10 protein-coding genes are annotated in these 13,494 nt (G+C 33.5%); 5 read left to right on the plus strand and 5 right to left on the minus strand.

Annotated features, from left to right (window positions below; translation table 11 throughout):
* Nucleotides 1–199: 199 nt before the first annotated feature.
* On the plus strand, nt 200–1,444 hold the full coding sequence (locus GKC53_00440; GenBank protein QRN40647.1) for an MFS transporter: 1,245 nt from the start codon (nt 200–202) through the stop codon (nt 1,442–1,444).
* A 1,306-nt stretch (nt 1,445–2,750) separates the two neighbouring features.
* Here GKC53_00440 and tag read toward each other — a convergent pair.
* From tag to GKC53_00460, 4 genes are all read right to left on the minus strand, one after another.
* A complete protein-coding gene (gene tag, locus GKC53_00445; GenBank protein ID QRN40648.1) occupies nt 2,751–3,317 on the minus strand; it encodes a DNA-3-methyladenine glycosylase I in 567 nt (188 codons plus the stop codon).
* Nucleotides 3,318–3,519: 202 nt separating this feature from the next.
* Nucleotides 3,520–3,999 (minus strand): hypothetical protein, encoded by a 480-nt coding sequence (locus GKC53_00450; GenBank protein ID QRN40649.1) that lies wholly within the window; start codon nt 3,997–3,999, stop codon nt 3,520–3,522.
* Nucleotides 3,992–4,240 (minus strand): hypothetical protein, encoded by a 249-nt coding sequence (locus GKC53_00455; protein QRN40650.1) that lies wholly within the window; start codon nt 4,238–4,240, stop codon nt 3,992–3,994. The genes GKC53_00450 and GKC53_00455 overlap by 8 nt, the downstream gene beginning before the upstream one ends.
* Nucleotides 4,237–4,938, minus strand: coding sequence for an NTP transferase domain-containing protein (locus GKC53_00460; GenBank protein QRN40651.1), 702 nt, complete (start codon nt 4,936–4,938; stop codon nt 4,237–4,239). The genes GKC53_00455 and GKC53_00460 overlap by 4 nt, the downstream gene beginning before the upstream one ends.
* Before the next feature lie 135 nt (nt 4,939–5,073).
* Here GKC53_00460 and folD point away from each other — a divergent pair, with 135 nt between their 5' ends.
* The 4 genes from folD (at nt 5,074) to GKC53_00480 (ending at nt 9,460) form a co-directional block, all read left to right on the plus strand.
* Entirely contained in the window at nt 5,074–5,955 is an 882-nt protein-coding gene (folD, locus tag GKC53_00465; protein ID QRN40652.1) for a bifunctional methylenetetrahydrofolate dehydrogenase/methenyltetrahydrofolate cyclohydrolase FolD, read from the plus strand.
* Nucleotides 5,956–6,111: 156 nt separating this feature from the next.
* Nucleotides 6,112–7,083, plus strand: coding sequence for a thioredoxin-disulfide reductase (gene trxB / locus GKC53_00470; protein QRN40653.1), 972 nt, complete (start codon nt 6,112–6,114; stop codon nt 7,081–7,083).
* Nucleotides 7,084–7,213: 130 nt separating this feature from the next.
* Nucleotides 7,214–8,608, plus strand: coding sequence for an aldehyde dehydrogenase family protein (locus GKC53_00475; protein QRN41800.1), 1,395 nt, complete (start codon nt 7,214–7,216; stop codon nt 8,606–8,608).
* 9 nt (nt 8,609–8,617) lie between these two features.
* Nucleotides 8,618–9,460, plus strand: a complete 843-nt coding sequence (locus GKC53_00480; GenBank protein QRN40654.1) for an SDR family NAD(P)-dependent oxidoreductase — start codon at nt 8,618–8,620, stop codon at nt 9,458–9,460.
* A gap of 53 nt (nt 9,461–9,513) precedes the next feature.
* Here GKC53_00480 and GKC53_00485 read toward each other — a convergent pair whose 3' ends face one another.
* Entirely contained in the window at nt 9,514–13,344 is a 3,831-nt protein-coding gene (locus GKC53_00485; protein QRN40655.1) for a DUF3683 domain-containing protein, read from the minus strand.
* Between the last annotated feature and the right edge of the window lie 150 nt (nt 13,345–13,494).

Raw genomic sequence — 13,494 nt, forward strand, 5'->3', positions numbered from 1 at the left:
AAATTAAGTTTTATTATTTATTGTGAATAAGTTGATGTAGTAGTTTATATCAATAAATAAAGTTTATTTTTTTTGAAATTCAAATTGTTCAAATAAAAAGAGTCATAGAATTCTGGAAACAATTATAAAATTGACAGGAACAACCAATCTATACCATCCATATTTTATAATTTAAAATTAATCACTTAGGGAGAATGTTTTGAGAGCTTTCATTGGGCCAGAAAACTTGAAGATTATATTGGTTATTTTATTTTTTACAGTATTATTTGAACAATCTGGAGTATTAATTATACTGCCTGTTTTACCTGACTTATTGTATGAAATTACGGGTAGTGATGTGGCAGATACAGCTCAAATTGGTGGTTTTTTGTCTGCCAGTTATGCTTTAATGCAATTGATATTTGGCCCTATTATTGGGAAATTAAGTGATCATTATGGTCGTAGAAAGATTTTAGTTATTTCTTCTTTTGTATTTATTTTTGACTATTTGATTATGGCATTTGCTACAGAATTATGGGTATTGTTTTTAGGACGTATTTTAGCGGGAATTACTGGGGCATGTTTGGTCACTGGATTGGCTTGTGTGGCAGATATTAGTTCTCCAGAAAGTAAAACAAAAAATTATGCATTTATTTATGCAGCACTTGGTCTAGGATTGATTGTCGGACCTATTATTTCATCAATTTCTGTACGTATAGGGTTAGCTTTTCATTTAGGGGTGAGAGCACCTTTCTTTTTTGCAAGTATGTTTGCGTTGGTTAACTTTTTAGTAATATTATTCTTTATGCCTGAGACATTAGCAGAAAATAAGCGCAATAAGTTTAAAGTGGAAAGTCCCTTCAAACCTATTGTTAAATTTAGTCAGTACCCTGGTTTAAAGAAAATGTTTTTATCACATTTTATATTTATGATAGCTGTACAAGCACCTTTTGTTCTAACTTCTTTTTTTGTTAAAGAAAAACTAAAATGGGATCCTGTACAAACAGCGGATTTATTCATTTGGATAGGCGTAGTCATGATAGTAGTACAATTGGTAGCAGTACCGAAATTGTACCCTAAATTAGGAAATATTAATATTTGTTATTTAGGTATGATTCTTTTTGCGCTGGGAATGTTAATGATGGTATTTGTAAATAATACTGGTATATTGTATTTTGCTAGTGCTTTATTTGGGTGTTCCATGATTTCTAATTCTGCTTACAGTAGTTTATATACTTCACAGGTCAAAGAGAATGAGCAAGGAGAACTGCAAGGAGTGATTTCTTCTTTTGTTAGTTTGGCAACTATTATTGGGTTATTGTTTATGACTGATTTATTTAAATTCAGTGTTGAACAGGATATTTTATTACGAGAATCTAATCCGTTTTTAGTAGCAACTTTTTTAACCTTGATCTCATTTGTTTATTTAATTTCTGCATTTAATAAATTAGAACATAAGCTGTAATTTAAAAACTTTGGGAGGTTTATTTGGCAGTTATCATTAAAGATATCGCTATATGAGTACAATTTATTAAAATATATTAAACAAAGTTATAAAAGAAGTTCAAATTTAGTTGAAGTGTCACCATCAAAGTACCACTTTATAGTGATGAGTAGGTGGGCTCATCATTTTTTTCTCTGGATGTAGTATGCTCAAGTATTTGTTTGTAAGGTAGAGAAATTACGGTTATTATTGACGGGAGAGCGTTGTATTATTCAGCTTGGTAGCGTGCCTGTTTACAATTTATTAGGAAATGAACGTTATCATTTCTAATGAAATATTAGAAATTAAAGGGATTAATTACCGTTCTTATGCCCGAGAAGTAGAGATAAAAAATTACGATAATATTTCCTATGCTGGAACATATGATATTTTGAACTTAATCCAAGTGGATTTTGTAGCGATTCATTCCTTTTCATTACTTAATTCTTATCAGTTATCGGATAGCATGCTAAAAGGCTTATTTTTCTGGTCGAGATATTATAAAATAAGAGTTCTTAAATGTATTGTAAGATGATTTGTCAGGGGCTAAGATCGCCTGGTAAAAGTCATGCAACTTTTTTCATTTAGGCGGGGATGCACTCGAACAATTGCAAGAGAATATCAATAAGGTAGTAACAGCGTTACAAAAGTTGGGTATTGTGGCAACATTTTCTGATATTACTTGACCAAGTGCTTTGTTTGCTCAACCAACGAATGTTAATTATTGTCCACATTTAAAATTCTAACATCTAAAAATTTTGCTAATTTTTCTGATTCTTACGTGTTTTATAGAGGAAGGGATTGGGTAATGCTTGGTGATAATCGGTTGTGCTTTAAAAAAATGTGTTTGGTGAAGCATTTTTTTTAATTTATACGAGGGAAATCTCAGTAATGATTTTGGTCAGATTACTGTAGTACATACTGGAATATCTGGCTCACTTGATTCTGGTAAAACTTTGTTAATGTGTTTCTTAACTTGTTTTATTAAGAGAGATTGCTTTACCTAACACTTCCCCCACAAGAAAATTAAAAAGCTATGTTGTATTTTTAGATAAGGATGATGGTGAGGAATTGTGTATTAAATGGTTAGGTGGCAAATATTTTAAGATTAAAAATGGATGATCCACAGGTTTTAATACTTTTCAAATAGATAGTAATGAGGGAAATCGAGAATTTTTATTTATCAATTATGATTTTGACGGCAAAGAGTTTTTGAATAATAAAGAAGTAACAAATGTTATTATTACCCTGTAATGATATTGCTGGCGTTTGACTTACAAAAAATTGTTCAATCATTGTAGTCTGGATGGCAAAAGCAGGTCGTAAGATGATCATTGACCATACCACAGGCTTGCATAAAAGCATAACAAATAGTTGGTCCCACAAATTTAAAACCTGCTTTTTTGAGTCTTTTGGACATTTTTGAAGAGAGATCGGTTTGTGTGGGAACTTGTGACATATCATTCCAGTGATTAATGATAGGTTTGTGATTAACTATTTCCCATAAGAAATCAGAAAATAATTGCTTCTCCTGAATGGCTAAATAAGACTTGGCATTTTCGATAATACTTAATATTTTTGATCGGTTTTTAATGATCCGATTGTCTTGCATAAGAAAATCAATTTCCCGATTTGATATTTGTACAATTTTTGGGGCATTAAAGTTATGAAAACATTCACGATAGCCAATTCTTTTTTTTAAGATTGTAATCCATGACAAACCTGCTTGCTGTCCCTCTAAGCAAAGTAATTCAAACAAATATTGGTCATTTTGATTAACTCTACCCCATTCATGATCGTGATAATGAATATATTCAGGGTCATTTGTTAGCCAAGGGCAACGTACTATATTCATAAATTGATATTTAGCTAAAAGTGAACAAGAATAACCTCAAGTTGATCAGGTAAGTAATAATTGCAGAATTACCTAAACCTTTTTGGTAAAGATTACAACTTGTTGTAAAATTAAGGAATAGTTTCTAATAAATTTTCACGGATACCACAATTGAGTCACAAAAAACTAATGAATTAAGTATCACTAAAAAGCAAGGATGATCTCATTCCAGGGCAGAACGACAACGTTCTACCATGCGTGTTATTCTACTATTTTCCTTATTAACATTCAATGTTAAGTCCAATTGATTACTATTATTTTGTGATTCATTATAATAATTTTGATCATGAATATTTGCTTTATAATTATTAAGTTCTATCATAGTACGTGCAAGTTGTATGGCTAATACATTTTTTTCGATAAGCAGATTCTCATTGATCACAGTACTGGGCGTTAAATCTTTATTACAATTTTCCTTTATGGATGAGTGTAGTGTCAGATTACGAATAATGTTTAAGCTGGCAAGAATTAGTCGTTTTTCAGAATTCATTACATGTTGATATTGAGCTAACTCATACAATGCATTATTCAATATGTTAACGGACTGATTAAGCGCTTCTAATTCTTTTTTTGGTGTCTGGATAGATAGGCGATGTTCATCAATTTCAATTTCAATTTCAATGATAGTGTTATTGTCACTCATTGATACTTCCTTTTAATAATTTTAATTCTTGTTTCAACATATTGATTTTTAATTGCAAAATTTTATTAGATTCGGTTAATAATGCAATATTCTGTTCCTGAATTTGAAAAATTTTAGCATTATTTTCTTGATTTTCCATTGTCTGCCTTTTTAAAACTCTATTTTCAACTCGTAGATCATTAATTTTATTAATCATTGACTCTATTAAATTTTCTAACTCATTTAATTGTTTTGATTTCATTGTAGTTTCCTATTCTGAATAATTTGTTTTGCATGATTTAATCTATCTATAGTTCCTACATCCAACCAAAGACCAGGAAATAATTCAGCCTGTACCATTTTTTCAGGTATATATTGATGAAATAAAGAGGCTAATTTATAGGGGGTTTTCTCTGGGACAGTAACAAAAAAATCTGGGTGATAAACAGCAATTCCTGAAAATGTATAACTTGGATATGCTTTTTCGATTAGATAATTTTCTGAGCTAATAGAGTAGTCTCCTGTGGGGTGGTGAGATACTGGATAACTAATAAGCCATAAGTGAGCCATTATATGTTTTTTAATTAATTCTTGTTTTATGTTAAATGCCTTTTTAAAATTGAAATCAGTGAGAATATCCCCATTGATGACTAAGAAAGGTTCATCGCCCAACATGGGTAATGCTTTTTTTATACCACCAGCAGTTTCTAGACCTAATTCACCTTCAGGAGAGTAGGTTATAGAAACACCAAACTGTGAACCATCACCTAAGGCTTCCTCAATTTTTTGTCCTAACCAAGCATGATTGATAACGATTTCACTAATACCAGAATTTTTGAGTTGCTTAATATGTCGAGATAACAGAGAGTCATTACCAATGGATAGTAAAGGTTTTGGGCAAGTGTCGGTTAACGGTTTTAAACGTTGCCCTCTCCCTGCGGCTAGGATCATTGCTTTCATGTGTTATTCTTCTCTAAAAATATTCATTTATTTATTGTATCGAATTTTATTTATCACAACCATGTTAAATTGATGAAAAAATAGTTAATAAATGAGAGAATAGGCGGTTGTTAAATAGAAATTAGGAAAAATATAATGTCAGCAAAACTAATAGATGGGAAGCTAGTATCAGAGAAATTACTGTCTTCGGTGAAGAAAAGATGTGATGAGAGGGTAAAAAAAGGCTTGAGAGCTCCTTGTTTAGCCGTTATTTTGGTAGGAGATGATCCAGCTAGTGCTGTTTATGTGAAAAATAAGAAAAAAGCCTGTGAAAAAGTAGGTATTTATTCTTTATCTTATGAAAAAAGTTCAGAGTTTACAGAAGACGAACTATTAAGTTTGATTCAGGAGCTTAATCAAAATGATGGAGTTGATGGAATTTTGGTACAGTTACCATTACCTTCTCATATTGATGAAAATAAAATTATTGAAAAAATACATCCACAAAAGGATGTTGATGGTTTCCACCCTTATAATATAGGGAGGCTTGCAGTAAAAAGACCATTATTAAGACCTTGTACGCCCAAAGGTATCATGTTGATGCTGGAAGAATATGGTATTGATGTTGCAGGTAAAAATGTAACTATTGTGGGTCAGTCTAATATAGTAGGTCTTCCTAGTGCTCTTGAAATGTTATTAGATAAGGCTACGGTTACAGTATGTCATATAGCAACTAGAGATCTACAAGCAGAAGTTTCAAGAGCAGATATAGTTGTTGTAGGCGTAGGATGTCCCAATCTGATTAAAGGTAATTGGATTAAAGAGGGAGCTGTAGTGATAGATGTGGGTATTAACCGTTTAGAAAATGGAGAGTTATGTGGTGATGTTGAGTTTGAAGTAGCAAAAGAAAAAGCATCTTATATTACGCCAGTCCCCGGAGGTGTGGGACCGATGACAATTGCCTCTTTGTTGGATAATACCTTAATGGTAGTACAGTTACGTGAGGATGGTATAGAGCCATTTGTTGGTAACTTCTAGAAGATAGTCATATTTTTATTGATTACTATTTTTAGGTAAGATAAGTTATGTGTAGTGTTATTTAATAGATTTGATATCGTAATTTTTGCTATTTTGGGGTATCTGGGATTCAAAGTCTTATGAATGAATTTATTTTTGGTAGAATAAGGGATGTTGATGAGTCAAAGAAAACATAGTTCTTTAATTATTTTGGGATCTGGGCCTGCAGGTTATACTGCAGCAGTGTATGCCTCTAGGGCGAATTTGTCACCGTTGTTAATTACTGGAATAGAACAAGGGGGGCAGCTGATGACAACGACTGATGTAGATAATTGGCCTGGAGACCCAGACGGTGTTTTAGGATCGGATTTAATAGCTCGTTTTCAGGCACATGCTGAAAAATTTGGGACAGAGGTTGTATTTGATAATATTAATGAAGTACAATTACAAGAGAAACCTTTCATTTTACAAGGAGATATGGGCACAACTTATACCTGTGATGCTTTAATTATTGCTACGGGGGCGAGTGCTAAATATTTAGGCCTACCAAGTGAAGAGGTATTTCGGGGGAAAGGGGTATCTGCGTGTGCAACATGTGATGGTTTTTTCTTTAAGAATCAATATGTAGCAGTTATAGGTGGAGGGAATACCGCATTGGAGGAAGCTATATATTTATCTAATATTGCCCGGAAAGTATATTTAATTCATCGTCGTGATCACTTTAGAGCAGAAAGGATTATGGTTGATCAGCTAATGCAGAAAGTGAAAGAGGGTAAGATTGAATTAAAGTTGAATCAAGTTTTAGATGAAATATTAGGTGATCATACTGGTGTTAATGCGGTTAACTTGAAATCTGTTGTTGAAGATAAAATTGAAACGTTGAAAGTGCAAGGTGTATTTATTGCAATTGGACACAGGCCAAATACTGATATTTTTAAGGGACAGTTAAAAATGGATCAGGCGGGTTATTTGTACACTGAAAAAGGTCATGGGCAGAATACAACTCAAACGAGTATTGCAGGTGTGTTTGCTGCCGGAGATGTACAAGATCCAATTTATAGGCAGGCTATTACAAGTGCTGCCGCAGGATGCCAAGCTGCTCTAGATGCAGATAAATATTTAACAAAATTACAAAATAAATTTGTATAAGATACAACATGTGATAGAAATATAATAGGATATTGATTTTATTAATATTTATTTTATATTAGAGTAACCTTAATTTTTAATAACTTAGATTTAGATAAAGAGAAGGTATGAGAATATGGGTCAATTCCAGCTGGATAAAAATATTGTGTCTCAAACAGTATCTCAATTAAGGGCAACTTTTAATTCCGGAAAAACAAAACCGATTGAGTGGCGTAAGGAGCAGCTTAAGCAACTAAGAAGATTAATTGAAGAAAATTCATCCACTTTAGAAAAAGCGCTTAGAGAAGATTTAGGAAAGTCAGAGATAGAATCTAGGATGACAGAAACTGCTTTTGTTAAAGGGGAAATTTCATATACATTAAAGAAACTAAACAGATGGATGAAATCCACTAAATGTTTAATGCCTTTGATGTTACAACCAGCAACAGGTCAGTTGGTTTATGAACCGTTAGGGGTTGTCTTAATTATTACACCATGGAATTATCCTATTATGTTGTTGTTATCCCCTTTAGTGGGTGCTTTAGCGGCAGGTAATTGTGTTTTGTTAAAACCCAGTGAGGTTAGTCCCACAGTTTCCAAGGTCTTAGCGGAATTAATTCCTCAATATTTAGATCATGATGCTGTTAAAATTTTAGAAGGGGATGCAGAAGGCACTGGACTCATTTTAGAAGAAAGATTTGATTATATTTTTTATACGGGCAATGAGTATGTTGCAAGAATTGTTTCTGTTGCTGCAGCCAAGTATTTAACACCAGTGACCCTTGAATTGGGGGGGAAATCACCTGTTTGGATAGGAAAAGGGGTGAATTTAAAACATGTAGTCAATCGGATTGTATGGAGCAAGTTTATTAATGCAGGGCAGACTTGTGTGGCACCTGATTATATTGTAACAACACCAGATATAGCAGATCAGTTGGGTAAATATTTCATTAAATCAATTAAAAAGTTTTATGGAAAAAATCCTGAAAATAATATGGACTATTGTCGCATTATCAATCAAAAACATGTCAGAAGGTTAAAGAATATGTTAGACGATATTGATCCTGGACAAATTTTAACAGGTGGTGAAGTTAAAATTCCAGAAAAATATATTGCACCTACTGTTATTGATCATGTGTCTCTTGATTCTGAGCTGATGAAATCAGAAATATTTGGACCTATTTTACCTATCGTTAGGGTAAATAATTTTGAAGAAGCACTACAACTTATTTTATCCAAAGAAAAACCTTTAGCATTATATGCATTTACCAAAAATAAAGAGGAGAAAAGTCGTTTATTACGAGACACTTCATCAGGAGTGATAGGATTTAATATCCCTGTTGCTCATTTAAGCTCACCTAAACTACCATTTGGGGGGGTTGGTATTAGTGGTTATGGAAACTATCATGGTAAATATTCATTTATAACTTTCAGTCATTTGAAACCAATACTCAGTAAACCATTATGGCCAGACACAATGCGTTTTATTTATGCCCCCTATGGATATATGGCAAAATTAGTGACTAAATTATTCATTGGAAGATAAGGAACAGCTATGAGTTATGATTTAAAAGGTAAAAATGTTTTGATTACAGGTGCAGCTATGGGAATGGGTAGGATATACGCATTGAGATCAGCACAAGAAAAAGCAAGCAATATTATTTTGTGGGATATTAATCAAGAACAGTTAGAAAAAACTGCGGAGGAAGTCAGAGCTAAAGGTGCAATTGTTTATACAAATGTAGTTGATTTAGGGCAGTTAGAAGAAATTGAACGAGCAGCAAAAGAAACTAAAGCTTTACCTAATGTTTCAAGTTTAGATGTTTTAATTAATAATGCTGGTGTTGTGTCAGGAAATAATTATTTTTGGAATATGGATAATAAAAAAGATATTTATTTCACAATGTCCATTAATGCATTAGCACCTATGTATGTTACTAATTTATTCATTGATGACATGATTGCAGATAAAAGTACAGAAAAGAGAATTTTGAATGTAGCTTCTGCTGCGGGATTGGTTTCTAATCCTAATATGTCGGTATATGTTGCTTCTAAGTGGTCTTGTTTGGGTTGGAGTGATTCTTTCAGATTGGAACTCAAAAAATCAGGTAATAAGCATATTAAAGTAACAACTTTCTGTCCTACCTATATTAGTACTGGTATGTTTTATGGTGTAAAGGGGATGTTGTTAACCCCAGTCATCACACCTGAAACTGCAGTAGATGTGGCATGGAAAGGTATGAAAAAAGGGACACCAATTGTGTACAAACCATTGACTGTTAGGTTATCTGGCGTACTAAAAGGTATTTTACCTACTGGGTTATGGGATTGGGTAGCTGAAAACGTTATTGGAATTTATAGTTCTATGGAAGATTTTAAAGGCCATTCTAATCGCTAGAAATTGGCACATATAAGACCACTTCCTAAATTTTTTATATATGAATTATGAATCTACAAACGAACTCTTTCTATACCATTGTTGAGTGCTTGTTTAATGTAGTTTTCAGCCCAATTCTCACCTAAGATGGATTTAGCTAATTCAATAACAATGTAATCAGCAGGTAGGTTATTGTCATCTTCATAACGACTTAGACCTTGTAAACAAGCAGGACAAGAGGTAAGAATTTTTGTTTTTTCTTCAGAAGATAGTGCTGCTAGATTTTTTTCAATTTCCTCTTGTTTTCTAAACTTAACTTGGGTCGCAACATCAGGTCGGTTAACTGCAAATAAACCTGACTCTCCACAACAACGGTCAGAAAGCACTACATCTTGTCCCATCAATTGATTAACTATTTTGATAGGTTCGGCTGTTTTCATAGGAGAGTGACAAGGATCATGATATAAATATTTTTGGCCTGTAACTTTATCTAAGTGAATACCTTTTTCTAATAAATATTCATGAATATCAATTATGCGACAATTTGGGAAAATCTTTTCAAAATGGTAATTTTCAAGTTGGTCATAACAGGTACCACAGCTAACAATAACAGTCTTAATATCTAAATAATTAAATGTATTAGCCATACGATGGAATAGCACTCTATTATCTGTAACCATTTGATTGGATTTTTCTATTAGACCACCGGCATTTTGTGGATAACCACAGCACAAGTAACCTGGTGGTAAAATGGTTTGTACCCCAACATGCCATAGCATTGCTTGTGTTGCTAAACCAATTTGACTAAATAGTCTTTCTGAACCACATCCAGGAAAGTAAAATACTGCTTCTACATCATCAGCAAGATCCGGATTTCTAATAATAGCAACAGTTTTGTTATCTTCAATATTCAACGTTGCTCGCATAGTTTTTGCTGGTACATTACGAGGAAGTGGCCGGTTAATGAAATGGATTACTTGCTCTTTAATACTGCTTTTTTTTATAGTTGGTGGGGGATGTAATTTTTGTTCCTTAATAGCAGATCCCATAGAGAATTGAGCTAAGTGATAAGCTAAGTTTTGAGCTTTAAAGCCCAAATTGACTTGGGTTTTTAATAATTTTATGGTGGTAGGATCTTGAACATTTAAAAAATGCATGCCTAATTTAGTACTAGGAGCTATTTTATGTTTACCTGTTTTATGCAAGAAGGCTTTTATTGCAATAGAAACATCGCCAAAATCAATATCAACAGGACAAGGTTTAAAACAGCGGTGACAAATTGTACAATGATCTGCGACATCGCTTAGTTCTGAAAAATGTTCTAAAGAAATACCTCTTCTTGTTTGCTCTTCATATAAGAAAGCTTCTGTCAGTAAACCTAAGGCCAGTACTTTATTTCTTGGACTATATAGTAAATTGGCTCTAGGAACGTGAGTTGAACAAACAGGTTTACACTTCCCACAACGTAAACAATCTTTAACCATATTGGAAATTTCTCCAATACTAGATTGCTCAAAAATCAATGTTTCTTCACTCAATAGTTCAAAGGAAGGAGTATAAGCCATATCAAGATTAGAACCACGCATGAGTTTACCACGATTGAAGTATTGATTAGGATCAATCTGTTGTTTGTACTCCCAGAAGGGTTGCATTTCATCATCAGTTAAGTAGTCAATTTTGGTAATACCAATACCATGTTCTCCAGAAATAACACCTTTTAAATTTCGGGCAATTTTCATGATCCTGTCCACTACTTCATGAGCAGTGTGTAGCATTTCGTAATCATCTGAATTAACTGGGATATTGGTGTGTACATTGCCATCCCCAGCATGCATATGCAGAGCGACAAATACACGGCTTCGAACTACTTTATGATGTAATGTTTTTACTTGCTCCCGAATGGTAGTATCATTTTTTGAAGAAAAGATCGCATCTAATATTTCCAGAATATCTTGTTTGACTGAAATACGAAGTTTAAAATCTCGCATACTAGTAAATACAGTTTCTTCGTCTGGATTATTAATCTCTTTTTCAAAGGGGGTATCAGGATATATTGTTAGCAACTTAGATACGGTTTGATCTAGTTTCTCTAGCATCCATTGCCATCGTTCTTCTATTTTAGTAACATGTTGCAGTGCTGTTTCCGTGCGGTTATCTAAAATATCTTGAGAGGATGAATCAGCATCTAATCGGTCGACGGATAACCTGTTGGTTAAATATTCCTTTAATTGAGCACATAGTTTTAATTTGTTTCTAAAAGATAATTCAATGTTGATGCGTTCTATTTCGTCTGAATACTCCCCTAACTTATCCAAAGGAATAACCACATCTTCATTAATTTTAAATGCATTGGTATGTTTTGCGATGGCAGCTGTTCGTGACCGGTCTAACCAGAATGATTTTCTTGTCTCAGGTGTGGTGGCAATAAAGCCTTCACCATTTCTAGTACTGGCTAATTTCACTATATGCTGTGCTGCAATATCTAGGTCTTTTTCATTATCAGACACGATATCAGCTAGTAACACCATTTTAGGGCGGCCACGGCCAGGAGCCTTTGTTGAGTAACCAATGGCTCTAACGTAACGCCAATCTAAATGCTCTAGACCTGCTAAATTTACAGTAGGATGGGATAGGATATAATCTCTTACTTCAACAATGGAAGGGGTTGAATTGGTGACTGTACCAAAAAACTCCATACAGACTGTACGAATATATTTAGGATTGGTATGTAGAATAAAACCGGCACTGGTGATAATACCATCAGTTCCCTCTTTTTGGATACCTGGAAGACCTGATAAAAATTTATCTGTGACATCTTTTCCTAAGCCTATTTTTCTAAATTTTTGTCCAGGTATTTTTAAACGTTTAGTACTAAGAATAGTAACGCCATTATTTGCAAGAGTATGTATATCAAAAATAGCTACCTCTTGGTCGTGTATTTTGCCAAAATTATGATTAATTCTTTCAATTAACTTCCATTGTCCGTTAGGGTCAACCATTTTCCAGTATGCTAAATTATCTAAAGTAGTTCCCCACAGAACAGCTTTTTTACCCCCCGCATTCATAGCTACATTACCACCAATACAAGACGCATCAGCAGATGTTGGGTCAACTGCAAAAACATATCCTGCACGGGCAGCAGCTTCCTCAATACGTCTAGTCACGACACCAGCACCTGCGTGGATAATAGGATGGGTTCCTTCTAAACCTGGTAGAGGTTTTAATTCTACCTTACTAAATAAATCAAGTTTTTCTGTATTAATAACAGCACTCATGGCATCTAAGGGAACTGCACCCCCAGTATAACCAGTTCCACCACCTCTAGGGACAATACTAATATCTAAATCAATCAATGATCTAACAATTGGGGCAATTTGGCTCTCATGATCAGGACATATGACAACAAAAGGATACTCAACACGCCAGTCAGTTGCGTCAGTAACATGTGAAACTCGAGATAAACCATCAAATAATATATTTTCACTTTTGGTATGTTGACTTAGTCGCGAGAAAATTTGTTGTCTTTTTTGTACAATCTGTTTGAATGATTGATCAAACCGATTAACTGCAATCGAGACTGTTTCAATTAGTATCGCAACGTCAGGGTTATTATCACGTCGTTTAGAAATTTCATCAATACGATAATTTATTTCCTTTATAAGTGCTTTTCTACGTTTGGGATGTTTAATTAGGTCATCAATTAAATACGGATTACGCATAACAGCCCACATGTCACCCAGTACTTCAAAAAGCATGCGAGCAGAACGTCCTGTTTTTCTTTTTTTTCTTAAATCAACAATAATATTCCAGGAATTCTCTCCTAATAGGCGGATAACAATTTCTCTGTCTGAATAAGAGGTATGGTTATAAGGAATTTCTCTAATTTGGGTATCGGTTTGAGCCATAAAAAACTCATCATAGTAGTTAAATTTATTTTTTAAAGAGTGAGTTTAATTTAATATAGTAATCTAGCCCTGATATTGTATTATAAAGCGACTAGAATTAATACTTATCTTTATGTAAAATTGATAAATAATTAATTTAATTAAGTCAAA

It is taken from the genome of Neisseriaceae bacterium, from assembly GCA_016864895.1.
Lineage (GTDB): Bacteria > Pseudomonadota > Gammaproteobacteria > Burkholderiales > Neisseriaceae > QFNR01.